The organism is Bartonella sp. AP7XZML, assembly GCF_042195745.1.
GTDB lineage: Bacteria > Pseudomonadota > Alphaproteobacteria > Rhizobiales > Rhizobiaceae > Bartonella.
In genome coordinates this window covers 56905-74224 of the sequence record NZ_JBHIOT010000022.1, presented here as the reverse complement: position 1 = coordinate 74224, position 17320 = coordinate 56905, and the positions used below count along the sequence as shown (strand labels likewise).

At 36.3% G+C, this 17320-nt stretch carries 15 protein-coding genes; 6 read left to right on the top strand and 9 right to left on the bottom strand.

The features are described from left to right. Positions 1-108 precede the first annotated feature (108 nt). The 3 genes from ACFILT_RS02385 to ACFILT_RS02375 all read right to left on the bottom strand — a co-directional run bounded on the left by ACFILT_RS02385 (position 109) and on the right by ACFILT_RS02375 (position 4953). The gene (locus ACFILT_RS02385; protein ID WP_375678848.1) at positions 109-1683 is read right to left on the bottom strand and encodes a peptide chain release factor 3; all 1575 of its coding nucleotides are present in this window, start codon (positions 1681-1683) and stop codon (positions 109-111) included. Then, a complete protein-coding gene (locus tag ACFILT_RS02380) occupies positions 1683-3344 on the bottom strand; it encodes a lysine--tRNA ligase (RefSeq protein WP_375679511.1) in 1662 nt (553 codons plus the stop codon). The genes ACFILT_RS02385 and ACFILT_RS02380 overlap by 1 nt, the downstream gene beginning before the upstream one ends. A gap of 373 nt (positions 3345-3717) precedes the next feature. Further along, positions 3718-4953 (bottom strand): argininosuccinate synthase, encoded by a 1236-nt coding sequence (locus ACFILT_RS02375; protein WP_375679510.1) that lies wholly within the window; start codon positions 4951-4953, stop codon positions 3718-3720. A gap of 170 nt (positions 4954-5123) precedes the next feature. On the opposite strand from ACFILT_RS02375, the gene ACFILT_RS02370 reads away from it, so the two are divergent. Then, positions 5124-5765 carry a LysE family translocator gene (locus tag ACFILT_RS02370; RefSeq protein ID WP_375612781.1) on the top strand — a complete coding sequence of 214 codons (642 nt, stop codon included), beginning with the start codon at positions 5124-5126 and terminating at the stop codon, positions 5763-5765. Between the two features lie 790 nt (positions 5766-6555). On the opposite strand, the gene rlmN is transcribed toward ACFILT_RS02370, so the two are convergent. From rlmN to lptC, 6 genes are all read right to left on the bottom strand, one after another. Next, positions 6556-7782, bottom strand: a complete 1227-nt coding sequence (gene rlmN, locus ACFILT_RS02365) for a 23S rRNA (adenine(2503)-C(2))-methyltransferase RlmN (RefSeq protein ID WP_375678851.1) — start codon at positions 7780-7782, stop codon at positions 6556-6558. Between the two features lie 41 nt (positions 7783-7823). Continuing rightward, a complete protein-coding gene (locus tag ACFILT_RS02360; RefSeq protein WP_375611465.1) occupies positions 7824-8327 on the bottom strand; it encodes an invasion associated locus B family protein in 504 nt (167 codons plus the stop codon). Positions 8328-10149: 1822 nt separating this feature from the next. Further along, a complete protein-coding gene (gene ptsN, locus ACFILT_RS02355; protein ID WP_375606109.1) occupies positions 10150-10614 on the bottom strand; it encodes a PTS IIA-like nitrogen regulatory protein PtsN in 465 nt (154 codons plus the stop codon). 911 nt (positions 10615-11525) lie between these two features. Continuing rightward, on the bottom strand, positions 11526-12320 hold the full coding sequence (lptB, locus tag ACFILT_RS02350; protein ID WP_012754448.1) for an LPS export ABC transporter ATP-binding protein: 795 nt from the start codon (positions 12318-12320) through the stop codon (positions 11526-11528). A gap of 6 nt (positions 12321-12326) precedes the next feature. Continuing rightward, positions 12327-12926: an LptA/OstA family protein gene (locus ACFILT_RS02345; protein WP_375612778.1), complete on the bottom strand. Its 600-nt coding sequence runs from the start codon at positions 12924-12926 to the stop codon at positions 12327-12329. A gap of 76 nt (positions 12927-13002) precedes the next feature. Then, positions 13003-13647 carry an LPS export ABC transporter periplasmic protein LptC gene (gene lptC / locus ACFILT_RS02340; RefSeq protein ID WP_375679509.1) on the bottom strand — a complete coding sequence of 215 codons (645 nt, stop codon included), beginning with the start codon at positions 13645-13647 and terminating at the stop codon, positions 13003-13005. 183 nt (positions 13648-13830) lie between these two features. Between lptC and ihfB the strand changes: the two genes are divergently transcribed. The 5 genes from ihfB to lspA all read left to right on the top strand — a co-directional run bounded on the left by ihfB (position 13831) and on the right by lspA (position 16868). Continuing rightward, positions 13831-14109, top strand: coding sequence for an integration host factor subunit beta (gene ihfB / locus ACFILT_RS02335; protein ID WP_273790186.1), 279 nt, complete (start codon positions 13831-13833; stop codon positions 14107-14109). A 7-nt stretch (positions 14110-14116) separates the two neighbouring features. Further along, positions 14117-14413, top strand: coding sequence for a lipopolysaccharide assembly protein LapA domain-containing protein (locus ACFILT_RS02330; protein WP_273790185.1), 297 nt, complete (start codon positions 14117-14119; stop codon positions 14411-14413). A gap of 172 nt (positions 14414-14585) precedes the next feature. Further along, a complete protein-coding gene (locus ACFILT_RS02325) occupies positions 14586-15518 on the top strand; it encodes a class I SAM-dependent methyltransferase (protein WP_375678853.1) in 933 nt (310 codons plus the stop codon). A 2-nt stretch (positions 15519-15520) separates the two neighbouring features. Next, positions 15521-16375, top strand: coding sequence for a TrmH family RNA methyltransferase (locus ACFILT_RS02320; RefSeq protein ID WP_375678854.1), 855 nt, complete (start codon positions 15521-15523; stop codon positions 16373-16375). Next, positions 16365-16868: a signal peptidase II gene (gene lspA, locus ACFILT_RS02315; RefSeq protein ID WP_375678855.1), complete on the top strand. Its 504-nt coding sequence runs from the start codon at positions 16365-16367 to the stop codon at positions 16866-16868. The genes ACFILT_RS02320 and lspA overlap by 11 nt, the downstream gene beginning before the upstream one ends. Positions 16869-17320 lie beyond the last annotated feature (452 nt).

Below are 17320 nucleotides of genomic sequence, written 5' to 3'. Positions count from 1 at the left end.
ACCAATCCTACTTATGATTTTTAAACAAATGATTTTGATTGTTCCCATATAAAAAACGATAAATTATCATTATAAATCAAATTATTGTAGAAAAGATTTTTCTTTATTTTAAGAGCGTACTTGATAATCTTTAAAAGCAGAAAATTTTATTTTAGGAGCTCTTTCTGCTTCATAATTTAATGAAAAATGGTTCTCCGCTAAAAAAACTGGATCACCTTCTAAATCATACGCAATAGCAGAGCGGTGATTGCTGAGAAACTTTTGCAACTCATCTTTGCTCTGCGCTGAAATCCAACGGCATAAATTAAAGCGTGCAGACTCAAAATTCACTGGCAAAGAATATTCTATTTTTAATCGCTCTTTTAAAACATCAATTTGCAAAGCACCAATAACACCAATGAGAGAAGGCGACCCATCATCAGGAATAAACAATTGCACAACCCCTTCTTCAGCCATTTGTTGCAAAGCTTCTTTGAGCTTTTTTGCTTTCATTGGATCGCCCAAACAAACACGACGCAAAATCTCTGGTGCAAAATTTGGTACTCCCTTAAAGAGGATATCTTCTCCTTCAGTCAAAGTATCGCCGATACGCAATGTTCCATGATTAGGGATTCCTACGATATCACCAGCATAGGCTTGATCAGCAATTTGGCGCGAACGCGCAAAGAAAAATTGTGGAGCCGAAAGTGTCATCGGTTTTCCTGTTCGGACCAACTTTGTTTTCATACCACGTTCAAGTGTTCCCGAGCATACCCGAAAAAATGCAATACGATCACGATGATTAGGATCCATATTCGCTTGAATTTTAAAAACAAATCCCGTCATTTTAGGTTCAGTTGCTATGATATTGCGCTGATCTGCACTTTGATCACGAGGACTTTGACCAAAATCAATAAGTGCATTGATCAAATCACGAACACCAAAATTTCGTAAAGCTGAACCAAAATAAACCGGAGTCATATGACCTTCACGGAAAGCTTGAAGATCAAAATTCTTGCAAACACTTTGAGCAAGTTCTACCCCTTCAATAAAAGTGGAACGTTGATATTCAGGGAGTAAATGGACAACCTCTCTGGGATTTGAAACTATTTGCTGTGTTATCTCATCATCTTTTTGACGAAAACGATTATGATGAAGGTCATAGGTACCAACAAAATCTTTACCCGTACCAATTGGCCATGTTATAGGCGCGGTATCAAGAGCAAGCTTTTCTTCAATTTCATCTAAAAGCTCTATAGGATCACGTGCCTCACGATCCATTTTATTGATAAAAGTAACAATAGGAATATCCCGCATCCGACATACTTCAAACAATTTTAATGTTCTAGGCTCAATCCCGCGGGCCCCATCCAATACCATGATAGCACTATCAACAGCTGTAAGCGTGCGATAAGTATCGTCTGCAAAATCTTCATGGCCTGGGGTATCTAGGAGATTAAAAATATGATTTTCATATTCAAACGTCATCACCGAAGTCACAACGGAAATACCACGATCACGCTCAATATTCATCCAATCAGAACGGGTTTGAATACGATCTTTTTTGGCTTTTACTTCTCCTGCAAGTTGAATAGCACCACCAAACAATAAAAGCTTTTCTGTTAATGTTGTTTTCCCCGCATCTGGGTGAGCAATAATTGCAAATGTACGGCGTCGCTTTACTTCCTGCACTCTTCGTTCCATTATTCCTCCACAGGACGTGCAAGTGTTTCAGCAATCAGTGCACGCATTTCATTAATCCCATAAAGCGCTATAAATGATCCCCATCGTGGACCTCGCTCTTGTCCAAGAAGGACTTCATACAACATTTGAAAAAAAACATTGGAAACACCAGGCCCACCTTCAGGGCTTTTTTTGCTATGATCTTGATAGCGTTCCGTTAACCTTGCAACATCAAGAAGCATATTTTGTAATATGTTGCCATCAACAGTTTCAGGTAAATGAGCTAATTTTTCATCAATTTGTGCTAATGTTGCTCGTTCGCTATCATCTGGTATACGAAATTTCTTGTTTGGTTTAACAAAAACATCAAAATATTTAATGGCAAACTTCACCAATTGATCAAGTTCTGGATAAGTTTGTGCATTTGCTTCTTTAGCGTAACGAGAAATAAAACCCCAAAGAACTTCTGCATTCTCCGCATTTGAAGCACTTACCAAATTTAAAAGCATCGCAAAGGATACAGGCAAATCAACCTGCGGTGGACAACCATTATGAATATGCCATACAGGATTACTGAGCCGTTCTTGCCAACTTTGACGACCATAAGCAGAAAGATGAGCATAATATTCATCCGCAGCTTTAGGAATAACATCAAAATAAAGCCTTTTTGCTGTTTTAGGTTTTGAAAACATATAAAGCCCTAAACTCTCTGTTGGGGCATATGTAAGCCATTCATCAATGGTTAAGCCATTTCCCTTGGATTTGGAAATTTTCTGCCCTTTCTCATCTAAAAAGAGCTCATAGTTGAATCCTTCTGGGGGCTTTCCACCTAATACTTTACAAATTTTAGAAGAAAGATTTGTGGAATCGATAAGGTCTTTTCCGGCCATTTCATAATCAATGCTAAGTGCTGTCCAACGCATTGCCCAATCTACCTTCCACTGACACTTAACTTTGCCCCCTGTAACCTCTGTTTCTATGGTTTCTCCTGTTTCAGGTTCAATATAAGTGACAGTCCCTTTTTCAACATTACGGGCAATCATCGGTACCTGTAATACTTTTCCAGAAAAGGGAGAAATCGGTAGAAAGAGTGAATAGGTCGCTTGCCGTTCTTCACCTAATGTTGGTAAAATAATTGCCATCACCTTGTCATAACAAGCAAGAATTTTTAAAAGTGTTTCATCAAAACGACCAGAATTGTAATAATCCGTAGCACTTGCAAATTCATAATCAAAACCAAAACGATCAAGAAAAGCCCGTAAACGTGCGTTATTGGCCGCTCCAAAAGAAGGATAATCATCTCCAAAAGGATCAGGTACACGGCTCAACGGTTGACCAAGATAATGTTCCATCTTCTCGCGATCTGGCACATTCTCAGGAACCTTGCGCAAACCATCCATATCATCAGAAAAACAAAGCAACTTCGTTTTTATTTTATTCTCTGTAAGAATATGAAATGCATGACGCACCATGGTTGTACGTGCAACTTCCCCAAAAGTTCCGATATGCGGTAAACCAGAAGGTCCATAACCGGTCTCAAATATTACACTGTCTGGATAACCCGTCTTTTCATACCGTTTGATAATCTTACGTGCTTCTTCAAATGGCCAAGTTCTCGATTGAGCAGCCGCATCCTTTAATTCAGGCGTAAGGCTAAGGGCATCACACTGATTACGCATCATTATTTATCCTAAAAATTACACTCTTTCAAAATAGGGTGTATGGTTCTTGAATTTATTCGTCAATAATAGCAAGCAAAAAGATGAAAATTTCTTTATACTCTTAAGTCACTATACAAAAACCGCCCTCGTTATAAACATATTTTGTTCTGATAAAAATCAAAAACATTCAATATTATAAAGCAAAATTGACCTGTTTTGATTATCGAAGCCTTCATTGCTATTATTATCATGGGTTTTGCTTATTATATTTATTAGCGCAGAAGATAAGCTTCTAGTATTGAACGAAAGAACGGTAAAAACCAACAGAAAAATGCTTAAACTAGGCATTTCATACAAAAGCACTAATCCATATTACACTTGTCACCGTAATTTTCTATTTCTTTTCTTTATCACCTTGATGACGCATTGCTAATGTACGCAAACGTAGAGCATTTAATTTAATAAAACCAGTTGCATCTCTTTGATCATAAACACCTTGATCATCCTCGAAAGTTACTAACTCACTGGAATAAAGTGATTTCTTACTTTGGCGCCCTTCAATAATTACATTCCCCTTATAAAGCTTTAACGTGACTTCACCTTCAACATGTTCTTGAGATAAATCAATAGCTGCCTGCAACATCTTACGTTCCGGCGAAAACCAAAATCCATAATAAATGAGTTCTGCATAACGTGGCATCAACTCATCTTTTAGATGAGCTGCGCCACGATCTAACGTTAAAGATTCTATAGCTCTGTGAGCCATCAAAAGAATGGTTCCACCTGGTGTTTCATAAATACCCCGCGATTTCATACCTACAAAGCGATTTTCTACCAAATCTAACCGACCAATACCATTATCGCGCCCGTAACGATTTAATTCTGCAAGTAAAGTTGCAGGAGATAAATTTTTTCCATTGATTGAAACAGCATCACCTTTTTTAAAGCCAAGAGTAATTCTGGTTGCTTTATCTGGAGCATCTTCCACCGAAAGAGTACGCATATGGACATATTCAGGAGCAGGAAGTGCTGGATCTTCTAAAATCTTTCCTTCTGATGAAGAATGCAATAAATTTGCATCCACTGAAAAAGGCGCTTCACCTTGCTTATCCTTTTCTACAGGAATTTGATGAATACGAGCAAATTCAAAGAGATCTGTCCGACTCTTAAAATCCCAATCACGCCATGGAGCAATAATCTTTATATCAGGATTAAGCGCATAAGCGGAAAGCTCAAAGCGTACCTGATCATTGCCTTTTCCTGTTGCTCCATGAGCAATGGCATCTGCCCCTGTTTCCTCAGCAATTTCAATAAGGCGTTTTGAAATAAGTGGACGTGCAATTGATGTTCCTAAAAGATAAGTCCCCTCATAAACGGTATTGGCTCGAAACATCGGAAACACAAAATCACGCACAAATTCTTCGCGCAAATCTTCAATGTAGATCTCTTTAACACCTAGCATTTCAGCTTTACGACGAGCAAGTTCTAGCTCTTCTCCCTGCCCCAAATCTGCTGTAAAAGTTATAACTTCAACACCTAGCGCACTTTGCAACCATTTAAGAATAATTGACGTATCCAATCCACCTGAATAAGCCAAAACAACTTTTCTAATATTTTGCCACTTTTTCATTTTAACGTTCTATATGAGCTACTTTTTTATTTCTACCCAAAAATCAAAACGATGCAAGAAATATAAAAATAAATTCTTTTTAAGCAACATTAAAAAGACGCAAAAAGCGTAAATAAAGGCACCTCAAAGTATAAATAGTGAACACTGCTTAAAAATAAAAGGAGATTTACGTGTCATTTCTACCGGAGTGGTCTATTGTTGTACAATTTGCTTTAGCATCGTTGATTTTAGCACTTATTCCAGGACCAGATATGATGCTTTCTGTAGGACGAACCATTACACAAAGCAAAAAAGCTGGAATTATGTGCGCCTTGGGTAGTGCAACAGGGTTTGCCATTCAGGTTACGGCTGTAGCACTTGGCTTATCAGCGCTTATTTTTGCTGCCCCACATACTTTTGTTCTTCTGAAAATTGTTGGCGCCTTTTATCTTTTATGGTTTTCCTTTCAAGCTTTACGGAGAAACCCCACTTTTTCCTTTGAACAGACATCTTCTAAATCTCAAAGCGCTAAACGTAACTATCTTGCTGGTATTGGGATTAATCTTCTCAATCCTAAAGTTATACTCTTTAACGCGACATTCTTACCACAATTTATCAATGCGAATGATCCTATGGCAACACAAAAATTGCTCTTTTTAGGACTCTCTTATATCCCTATTTCTTTCCCCATTACAATTGCAATCGTTTTTACAGCGCATAAACTTACCAAAACTCTCAAAAAGAACCCTCTTTATATTCGCTTTCTCGACTGGCTTATTGCTGGTACTTTTACCAGCTTTGCCCTCCATCTCCTTGTGGTTACAAAACATTGATTTATAAGTGTAATGTATCGCTTTTAATTTAAATAAAAAAACAAATATTATAAGATTTTTTCATTTCAAACCTGTTTGTTTTGAATAAAACAATACCTTTCCTTTGTACATCACAAGAGAAGCTGGAGTTTTCGTATGGATAAAAACTATCTAAGAAAAGAATAAAAACACCTCTTATGAACCATCTCAAGTGCTAAAAGCTGTTATAACATTGGGAGCTAAAAAATAGAATGGTGGTACCAATTTACACCTTTATTAAACATAAAGGTGTAGGAGTACAATACATTTCACAGAAGCTTTTTGTTATACTCCTCACAAGCATTATCGTGATATGAAGAGTGCACTAAGAGATACTTAAAAAACATATCAATGGATAACTCAATGGTATTTATATTTTAGATCCTCTGTTTTGCTTGTGAAGCGTGATCTTATTTAAGAAAATAATAAACAAAAGCATGAGGCACTGCACAATCTCCACTTTTTAAAAGATATTACCGTAGATGCTTTTAAAAGACATAAAACCGAATTAACGAGTATGATAATAAGGTAGAAATTAGTTATAATCCTTAAGACCTCATATTCCCTCTAAATTAGGTTTCCTTCTTATTTCAGAGATTATGTAAACAGACTATAGACAATCTCTTACCCCATTTAGCATATAAACGCTGAAACTGTTCGTCTAGCACTTATCCATCTTAATCTCTGTCTCACATATGCCATCGCATGAAGTTTCGATATTAAATTACAAACAAAAAAGTATAGGCCTCGATATCGCTGAAAATTGCGTTACCTAATGACCAATGGCATTTTCAAGTCGTAAACGTTCAGATTTACGTAAGCGCTCTGAAGCTGATTTAAGCTGTCCACATGCAGCTAAAATATCGCGTCCACGCGGTATCCGAATAGGAGAAGCATAGCCCGCTTGATTAACGACATCAGCAAAACGCTCGATTTGCTCCCAATCAGAACATTGATAATTACTCCCTGGCCACGGATTAAAAGGGATTAAATTAATCTTAGCAGGAATCCCTTTCAATAACTGAATCAATCGCTTAGCATCATCTAAACTATCATTGATATCTTTCAGCATAACATATTCAAATGTGATTCGTTTTGCATTGGAAAGACCAGGATAATTACGGCAAGCCTCCATTAGTAAAGCAAGCGGATATTTTTTATTAATGGGAACAAGCATATCCCTTAGTGTATCGTGTACTGCGTGGAGTGAAATTGCTAACATAACACCAATTTCTTCTCCAGTTCGGATAATTCCAGGAACAACTCCACTAGTTGAAAGCGTAATTCGACGTTTTGATAAAGAAAGTCCATCGCCATCAGAGGCAATCAATAAAGCTTTTTTAACAGCTTCAAAATTATAAAGAGGTTCTCCCATTCCCATCATAACAATATTGGTAATTTTTCGTCCTTCAATGGGAACAATTGCTCCATCAGGGGTATTCTTATCAGGAAAATCACCCAAACAATCACGTGCAACCAATAATTGTGCCAAAATTTCTTCTGCGGTCAGATTACGAACAAGCATCTGCGTTCCCGTATGGCAAAAAGAGCAGGTTAACGTACACCCTACTTGCGATGAAAGACATAAAGTACCACGTCCTTCTTCAGGGATATAAACCGTTTCAATTTCAACAGGCCTTCCAGCTCCACGTGCAGGAAAACGTAAGAGCCATTTACGCGTACCATCTTTTGATATTTGTTCTCCAACAATTTCTGGGCGCGCAATGGAGAAATGACACTTAAGTGTTTCTTGCATTGCTTTAGAAATATTCAGCATCTCATCAAAATTTGAAACACCACGCACATAAAGCCAATGCCAAAGCTGACGCACACGCATACGCGTTTGATGCTCTGGTACACCAACTATCTTTAAAGCTTGCGCCATTTCATCTTGCGACAAACCAATTAAAGAGAGCTTAGAACTCTCCTTCACGACCACATTATCTGTTTTTCGTGCAAAACATGAACCAACTGGTCTAAGGTCATAGGAAATGGCCATTGCTTTCCAATTCACATCACTATTTTAGAGTTATCGAAACCTTAATGGCACTTTTGAGCTGCATTTAATGCAGCAGTGACCCCTTTTAAGGAATAAGTATAAGTGGTATGCGTTCCTCGTTTTGATATCGCTTGCACTGTCATATTGCTTCCAGCACGCATAGCAGAAACAAGCTGCTTTTCTAGCTCTGATGACGCCAGCCAAGCTGAGGAATCTTTCGTGAAAAAATCAAAGTCCTTACCTCCAATGGTCACTGTCACTCTCGACCCTTCTTGAAGGGTATAACCAGCCATAAACTGCGGTTCAAACGAAATAGGTGAATGAGAACGCTTGGTAACCAAGAAAAAGTTATCACCATGATTAACTGTCGTTGGAAGAGCCTTCAAAGGTACCGATAACACATAGCAAATCGTATTTTTGGGCGATTTATAAGAATAGGCTCCCCACGCTTCAAATTGATTTAAACGGCTTGGCGTTTGTGCATATGCCACTCCCGCTGTAACAAGAACCATTACAGATGCAGCAATAACAGTCTTTTCAAACATCTTCATTTAGCTCACTTCTTTAGTCTCTAACAAGATTTTCTTCATTGGAAAAATTCAACAAAAACTCCTCGATATTCATGTGTTATTGTCCTAATTCCTTCAATAAGCGAAATATTTTCACACTAATCAAAATAGATTTCTACGTTTCATTGTGACCTTTTAATCGTTACCAAAACATAAACTTCTTATTCAATAACCACATTAAAAAATAATATCTTCATTTTACGCTACTTATTTCGTTTTTGTATAAAAAACGATTTCTTTAAGCTATAGAACTTCAAAACGAGATGAAAATATACCATCACTCTGTTAAGAAATAAACCATACTCTTTATATCACAAGCAATCTGATGCAAAATTTTGAAAATACACCCCGGACTCCCCGCAAAAAAGCTTAATCGCCTTACGAATATCACTTCTCGACTTTATGCATTCAATATATTTATGTTCGCAAAATACTCCATCTTTTACTCATTATAGTGCATTCATATTTCGTATTCAATATCGTCCCGATAACACTTTTTCTCAATCTTCAAAAGACCTTGTAAAAATAATAAAATATTATCAAGATATTAATAATAAAACATAAAGAGTTTAGATTCTATCTCAATAATCACATACAACTTTGTTTCTTTTGATCTTATTTCCCTATATATTTCATCTCCAATTATTAATTTCTAAAATGATTTTAGTAGCTTATAATAGCTTAATCGTATTATTTTAATGTATTAGACGATATTTTTCTTTCTGTTATAAAAAACTTCTTAAGAATTCTTTGGGAAAGTCTCCTTATCTTATTTCTAAGTAATTTATAAAAAGAAATATAAAACTTTTTTCTATAGCAGTTCTAACATTACCGTTTTTTAAACAATATTTTAATCAATTAAAGACACTTAAATAAATCTTCCTATGCATAAAAACTCTTTCACCCAACCTAAAGGTATAATTTTCATTCTTACCGTACAAAATTGTTCTTTAGCATGAGCTCTATACAACAGCAGACATCTAAATCATATCTATAAAATAGTTGATCTCTCCACTTGTGAAGAAGAAAGCTGGCACCATAACACTATTTTCCAGCTCCCAATGTTTTGCTACAATTCTCGATACTTGAGACGATTCATAGGAAGCATTTTTACCCCTTTCTTGTACAGTTTTTATCCACACGCTAATTCCGTTTACAACATGCAAGGAAATGGTTTTGATTGATTCAACATAAACAAGTTTGGAATGAGAGAATTTTACAATATTCGGATCTCTCATCCAACATGCGAAATAGTGAATTATATTTAAAATCAATATCTTGCTATACTGAAGATACAATATATCTCTTATTTCTTCTTGAGCATTAAAATATTATCCCTAAACACTCAAACTCAACTTACAAAAAAATTCAATGCACAAATAAACTTTTCTGTTGATTTCTTTCCCGCTTTCAAAGGACGAACATTCCTAATCCAATCTGGACTGAAAAAGTTTGGATTCTTGTCGAGCGGTCTCCTCTTTTCTTCCCACTCATGTGATTCACTTAACTAAAGGCTCTACAGACAAGTCCTGCTTAAAAATATTTACCACGCACTCTAAAAGCACTTAATATATTAAGAAGACTTACAGAATTTATCTCACCATATCTCAAATGATAGTGTTTTTACAGTATAACAGGATAAAAGAATCCACGAACATAATAATTAGATGCTTTAATATACGAGAACAAGAAAGGAAAAGCCCTACATAACCTTTTGTTATTAGTCTTAAGATGCAAATTATATTATTTCCTACGCTCTGTAGTGCATACCTCGCAATTTATACGCTCATAATAACTTTTAAGCTGCATTTGATTCTGAAGTTTGAATCAATAAAGCATAAAGCGCATTGGCATTATGCGTACTGCGCAACTTTTGTACAACATCAGTGTGACGCAAAACACGTGCGATCTGTGATAAAGCTTTTAAGTGATCTGCACCAGCATTTTCAGGTGCTAAAAGGAGAAAAACGAGATCTATAGGTTCGTCGTCAAGAGCTTCAAAATCAACAGGACTTTCAAGACGTGCAAATATACCAATGATCCGATTAATATCAGGTAATTTTCCATGAGGAATCGCAATACCTCCACCCAAACCCGTTGAACCAAGCTTCTCGCGTTGTAAAACAACATCAAAAATCACATGCTCACTAAGACCTGTTAGCTTGGAAGCTTTTTCGGCTAAAATTTGCAGAACCTGTTTTTTCGAATTAGCATTAAGAGCCGGAATGATCGCTTCCGGTGCTATTAACTCACTCAAATTCATACTTTAATTTTCCTCTTACACGCTAAAATGCTCATCAATAAACCTATAAACGCTATAGATACTTAATGTTCTTTCACTTTTCGCAACATCGCATGTGTTTTTACTTTTCAATTTATAATGGGTGATAGCTCAATACATCTCATATCACTTCTAAAACAATAATAAATAGTATTCGGATCATCATTAACGGCATGAGAAACCAAACAAATGAAGTTGTTCATAAAGTTAATTTCCTTACGACTCTAGAAAAGTCCATTATTCATAAATTTATTAAACTTGTCATAAGAGTTGATGTATAATCCGCCATCAGAGTTTTTCTTTCTTTAAAAATGAGCCCTTAAATTAAGATGAAAAGCATACTGAGCAAAATGGACCTTTACTTTGAAAATTACTGTATAGCTTGAACATCGACTTATAACAAGAATATAAAGATTTTTAGAAATTTAATGATTATTTTAAAAGATTTATAGATTTAGCCTGATATCTGTAGCCAAGCTCCTATTTTCAAATAGACCATGTAAACCAATAAAATACGACAACTCCTATTGAATAACCGCAATATATAAACCGGTGCTCCCATCAAAATACCTAAAACAGCATCATCGATATATTATTTGATTCGACAGAGAAAAATATGATAAATATCTCTTACCTTTCAATAACACACGCATTTATTGAGCGCTTCGTTTATCACTCATTATCACGTTAATCTAGTGATATCTTTTTTATGATACAATTATGAGTAAGCTAAACTTATAAAACAACAAACTAACCTCTAATGATGAAGCCTTTTCCACCACTCAATAACAACATTAAGGTTATAGTCATAAAAGAAGTTTTGGCATAAATAAGGAAATTTTCAGTAATAATGTTTGGTTAAACTTAAATGGAAACTCGTGAAAGCTGTAAAATCAAAGAGAAAACTGATTTCCCAAATAAATTCTGCGTACATCAACGTTGTTGATAATATCGTTAGGACAACCGTGAACTAACACCCGCCCTGTATGAATAATATAAGCGCGATCGACAAGCCCTAATGTCTCACGCACATTATGATCCGTTATTAAAACACCAATGCCACGCCTCGTTAAATGACGAATAAGTTGTTGAATATCGAAAATAGCGATAGGATCAATTCCTGCAAATGGTTCATCAAGTAACATAAAATGGGGACGAGAAGCTAAAGCGCGCGCAATTTCAAGTCTCCGACGTTCACCTCCAGATAACGAAAGTGCAGACATTTTACGTAAATGATCAATTTTAAATTCATGTAAAAGGCTATCTAACTCTTCACGTTGTTTAAGGCGATCTTTTTCAACGACCTCTAAAACAGCTTTAATGTTATTTTCTACTGAAAGACCACGAAAAATAGACGCTTCCTGTGGAAGATATCCAATACCTAAACGCGCACGTCGATACATCGGAAGATGCGTAATATCAAATCCATCAATTTTAATGGATCCTCCATCAGATTTTATAAGCCCTGTCACCATATAAAAACAAGTTGTTTTACCTGCCCCATTGGGCCCTAAAATGCCAACGGCTTCTCCCGTACGAATACCAAAAGAAACACCATTAACAGTTCGTCTTCCTCGATAAACTTTAATCAAATTACTGGCAATCAAGGTCCCTTTTAAGGGATTTTTTGAAGCTTCACTTTCAAGATTATACCTATCGGTCTGTTTTTTTCTTTTGATTCCAAACATGAAATCTTAATGGCCATTCTTTTGATTTTGTTTTAAAATAATAGAAACACGACCTTTTTTCTTAGGCGTCTCACAACCTTCTAAAAAAGCCTTTCCGCTTTCCATATTTGCCGTTAGTTTGCACCCCGTTGCCACATTGTCACCATCAGTTAACACAACATGATTCCCTGTCAAACTCATCATTTTTGACTTTCCATCAAAAACACCTTTATCACCCGTAGCAACTTGCGTAGCAATTTTTATATAAACTTTTCCTAAAGCTTCCATTTTTTGTATACTCGACGAACCAAATAAAGAAACAGATGATGCCTTTGTATCTTCCTTGTTTTTATCAATTTCTTTATATGCTTTATCGTAGTAAACAACTAATTCTGCCGTTTTTAAAAGACGTTCACCTTGTACCACTGAAACATCACCCTTAAAAAGCGCTATCCCTTCTTTATCACGTATTTCCAAAGAATCTGCATGAAGTTCTACCGGTTCTTTATCGCTTGATAGACTTATTCCAAAATGAGCCACTTCAGCATATCCTAAAACTGCTCCTTCTCCTAACATTCCCATGCTAAAAGCTAACATCACACCTATCCATCTTTTGTACGATTTCATTATTTCAATTCTTCTGTTTGTATATACACATACTTCCCTTTATAAATATCCTTTAAAGATTTGTATTGATATTGCGTTATTGCTTTTGAAGCACTAAATGCACACCACCATGGAAATATATGTTTTTTCCTTTTTCTCGAATTTGTAAGGCGTTTGCGGCAAGATTCAAACCGGCTTGCTGAATATTAACACGTTGATCTGTTTTTAACTGTCCCTCGGATAAGTTAATACTAGCTGACATAAATCGTACCATCATCCCATCATTCGTCGTAATCGTGAATGGCTTATCCAACTGTAAAAAACCATTAATGTTATCGTAAACTCCCCCTTGTGCGACGAGAAAAACCTGTCGTTGTTGGCCCATAAATGCTCTAGCTGTAATGTTTTGCAACCCAATCATTCCAGCGTGTGTATGGTCTTGAAATGCCTTTTCTGCTTTAAGCCAAAAAGGTTCATGAGCACGCGTATACCCTTCTAATTTTGGATTGAGCATCGTCAAATTCATCACGCCACTTTCTCCATTATTCAAAGGCATAGAATCAGAAGTAACGGGAACCAAGAAAAACGTAAACCAGCAAAAAACCAGCGCTGAAATCAACGCTAAGAGAGGTAAAAAAATTTTTAATATGCTAATGCGACGCGAATGACGGGATGCTTTTTTTAAAACATCTCCAAAAGATGATTGCGTTGAAAAGGCTTCATAATGATTGTGTACGGACATACTCTCCTGATCTCTTAAATCCTCCGCATTTTTAATCTGTATACCCTTTATAGAAGGTATTTTCAAATTTTGTTTCTTGCAATTTGTTTTTTCTTGATTTTATTTTGCTTTTATCCGTTTATATATTGTAATATGCATGGAGTGCACAATTACAAAATTTTTTTGTGTGAAAGTGAGGCTATTGTGGTAAAATCAGAGCTTGTACAAATTATCGCTCGTCATAACCCGCATCTTTTTCAACGGGATGTGGAGAATATTGTAAACGCTATTTTTGAGGAAATTGCAACAGCACTTGCAAATGGCAATCGCGTTGAACTTCGTGGATTTGGAGCTTTTTCTGTAAAAAGCCGTTCAGCCCGTAATGGACGTAATCCACGAACAGGTGAAGCCGTTTCTGTTGAAGAAAAGTGGATTCCTTTTTTTAAAACTGGCAAGGATTTACGCGACCGTCTTAATCAGTGAGAAACTTATGATAATTAAACGTATTCTTCTAACAAGTATCGGTGTGATTCTCGCAGCGGTTTTGATTGTTTTTATCGTGGCTAATCGTCAAATGGTTCCGTTAACCCTTGATCCTTTTCGAGCAAATCCTGAAAGTTTTACTTATCATGCTCCCCTCTTTATATGGCTCTTTATTTTCTTTGGTTTTGGTATTTTATTAGGAAATCTGATCAGTTGGTTTTCCTATCACAAATACAAAAAAGCTCTCAAAAAAAGTAAAGCCGAGATTGAAAAATTGAAAACATCTATCACAAATCTGGTGTAATGGTGTTTAAATGAAATCTTTTCTCTCTGTATTTTATATTCAGTACAGAGTTAAAAGTGCTCTTCTTCTTTTTTTATACATGTTTTAATTGACTTTAGCTTTTTTGCACTTTTACGAAACATTTAAGAGCTTTATAATATATTTTTATACCTCATATACCGTGATACAAAACATGCCCGCACAATGCTTTCAATTCTCCCATAACAATAGATATCCGCAGGAAAAGCTGCCCCTTATTTTAGAAACGGGTATAAGCGAAAACTATGCTCTCATTGATTCTGGTCATGGACAAAAATTAGAACGTTATGGAGCTCACCGCATTATTCGACCAGAAGGTCAAGCACTATGGAAACCCGCTTTACCACAAAAACAATGGGCTGATGTTGATGCTATTTTCACAGGAAACCTTGATGAAGAAGGGGTTGGGCGTTGGCATTTTCCTAAAAAGCCACTTGATGAAACATGGGCTCTTGCTTGGAATGGATTGTCTTTTCTAGGCCGTTTTACTTCCTTTCGTCATGTGGGGGTTTTTCCTGAACAAGATGCCCATTGGCGCTCTATGGAAGAACAAATTGTTAAAGCCGAACGCCCTATAAAATTGTTGAATCTTTTTGGCTATACAGGTATTGCCTCTTTGATTGGAGCACGAGCGGGTGCGAATGTTACCCATGTTGATGCTTCTAAAAAAGCCATTGCGTGGGCAAAAGCTAATCAAGAAAGAGCAGGATTACCAGATCATTCTATTCGCTGGATTTGCGATGATGCTATGAAATTTGTCGAGCGTGAACTGCGTCGTAAGAAAAGCTATGATATGATTCTTCTTGATCCCCCTGCTTATGGGCGTGGACCCCATGGTGAAATTTGGCAACTGTTTGATCATTTACCCGCTATGATCACAAATTGTCGTAAACTTCTCTCTGATAAACCGCTCTCTGTTGTCCTTACGGCTTATTCTATTCGTGCTTCCTTCTTTGCACTTCATGCTTTAATGCGTGATGCATTTGTAAATCTTGGTGGTACGGTCGAATCAGGAGAACTCATTTTGCGTGAAGAAGTTGCAGGACGTGCTCTTTCTACTTCTCTTTTTAGCCGTTGGATTGCTTGAATATGTGTAGACCCAAAACTGGTAGAGTGAAAGAAATTACCTCTCTTAGCAACCCCATCATAAAAAATCTTAAAGCACTTAGCCAAAAGAAAAACCGTAATAGAGAAGGTCTTTTCATGGCAGAAGGATTGAAATTGGTCATTGATGCTCTCAATCTTGGCTGGATAATACAGACGCTTATTTTTTCTAAAAGTGAAATCGGTAATGCTACTATCGAAAATACTGCCGCACGTGCTGTAGCCAACGGTGGTTTTGTTATTAAAGCCTCACAAAAGGTTATGGAATCACTTACCCGACGCGATAATCCACAAACAGTTATTGGTATTTTCAAGCAAAAATGGCACTCTTTTGAAATGATAAAAGGGCAGATTAAAGATGTTTACATCGCGCTTGATCGTGTACGTGATCCTGGAAACCTTGGTACCATTATTCGAACCGCTGATGCTGTAGGTGCTAAAGGTGTTATTTTAATTGGCGAGACAACAGACCCTTTCTCGCCTGAAACAGTACGTGCAACCATGGGATCTATTTTTTCTGTACCACTTTATCGTTTTGATGAAAACGGCTTTTTAAACTGGTCTTCTCACTTTAAAGGTATGATTGTTGGAACACACCTCAAAGGTTCTCTGGATTATCGCACACTTGACTTCAAAAATGGCCCTATTATCCTTTTAATGGGGAATGAAAAACAGGGATTATCAGATCTTCTTACGAATCGGTGTGATAAACTTACGCGTATTCCACAAAGCGGACGAGCAGACTCGCTTAATCTAGCTGTAGCAACAGCTGTTATGCTTTATGAAATCCGTCGCCCCTATTTAATACTGGAACCATGTGAGGAAAAACATGATTCGTAAATCACTCCCTTTTCTTCTCTTGGGCTTGGCTTTTACAGTAGTACTTGATCAAGCTGTTAAATACTGGGTTATGCACAATATGCCTTTAGGAACAGAAATTTCGCTTATTCCTTTTCTTTCCCTTTATCATGTGCGCAATTCTGGCATTGCATTTTCGTTTTTTTCTTCCTTTTCTCAGTGGGGAATCATCGCCATCACGATCATTGTGATTATCTTTCTTCTATGGTTATGGAAAAATACTGAATATAATAAGTCTTTAATGCGCTTTGGCCTTATTCTTATTATTGGGGGAGCCATCGGCAATCTCATTGATCGTATTCGCTTTCATCATGTCACTGATTATATACTTTTTCATATTGATGATATTTTTTATTTTGCTATTTTCAACCTTGCAGATAGTTTTATCACTCTCGGTGTTATTGCCATCCTTATTGAAGAATTGCGTACTTGGATGAAAGGAAGGCGTCATTCCAATAGTACATCTTCTCACTGATATGTTCATTGCCTTAGAAAACAGAGATCTTTGATCATCACAAGTCTGATTACGCATTGATTTCTCTTAATGAATTCTTGTTGCTCGTCATTTCACGTGTTTCTCTTCATGGGACGATAAGATCTTACTTTCTTTTCAACTTCACATTTCTACACTTAGTTAGTGCAAAAGAAATGAACTCAAATAGAAATCAATATTTTTTATCCATGTGTCCTACATCACAATTTTTGAGGAGACATTTCACAGCATTTGAAGTTCTGTTTATTTGATTAGAACAATTGCTTTTCGTATGTTTTTTAGTTTTTACAGATATCGCTTTTACAGAGCCTTTCTTAAGTGCTTCGTTTAAAAACTTTCCTTTTTTATTTTATATATTGTTTAATAAAAAACATTTTTTCAACTATTTTCAATGGTGTATTGTTAAAGCAACATATTGATTATAAATATAAATT

What these genes read in the sequence shown, in the direction of transcription:
- ACFILT_RS02385 (WP_375678848.1), bottom strand. Translation starts at nt 1,683, where the DNA reads ATGGAACGAAGAGTGCAGGAAGTAAAGCGACGCCGTACATTTGCAATT.
- ACFILT_RS02380 (WP_375679511.1), bottom strand. Translation starts at nt 3,344, where the DNA reads ATGATGCGTAATCAGTGTGATGCCCTTAGCCTTACGCCTGAATTAAAG.
- ACFILT_RS02375 (WP_375679510.1), bottom strand. Translation starts at nt 4,953, where the DNA reads ATGAAAAAGTGGCAAAATATTAGAAAAGTTGTTTTGGCTTATTCAGGT.
- rlmN (WP_375678851.1), bottom strand. Translation starts at nt 7,782, where the DNA reads ATGGCCATTTCCTATGACCTTAGACCAGTTGGTTCATGTTTTGCACGA.
- ACFILT_RS02360 (WP_375611465.1), bottom strand. Translation starts at nt 8,327, where the DNA reads ATGTTTGAAAAGACTGTTATTGCTGCATCTGTAATGGTTCTTGTTACA.
- ptsN (WP_375606109.1), bottom strand. Translation starts at nt 10,614, where the DNA reads ATGAATTTGAGTGAGTTAATAGCACCGGAAGCGATCATTCCGGCTCTT.
- lptB (WP_012754448.1), bottom strand. Translation starts at nt 12,320, where the DNA reads ATGTTTGGAATCAAAAGAAAAAAACAGACCGATAGGTATAATCTTGAA.
- ACFILT_RS02345 (WP_375612778.1), bottom strand. Translation starts at nt 12,926, where the DNA reads ATGAAATCGTACAAAAGATGGATAGGTGTGATGTTAGCTTTTAGCATG.
- lptC (WP_375679509.1), bottom strand. Translation starts at nt 13,647, where the DNA reads ATGTCCGTACACAATCATTATGAAGCCTTTTCAACGCAATCATCTTTT.
- ACFILT_RS02330 (WP_273790185.1), top strand. Translation starts at nt 14,117, where the DNA reads ATGATAATTAAACGTATTCTTCTAACAAGTATCGGTGTGATTCTCGCA.
- ACFILT_RS02325 (WP_375678853.1), top strand. Translation starts at nt 14,586, where the DNA reads ATGCCCGCACAATGCTTTCAATTCTCCCATAACAATAGATATCCGCAG.
- ACFILT_RS02320 (WP_375678854.1), top strand. Translation starts at nt 15,521, where the DNA reads ATGTGTAGACCCAAAACTGGTAGAGTGAAAGAAATTACCTCTCTTAGC.
- lspA (WP_375678855.1), top strand. Translation starts at nt 16,365, where the DNA reads ATGATTCGTAAATCACTCCCTTTTCTTCTCTTGGGCTTGGCTTTTACA.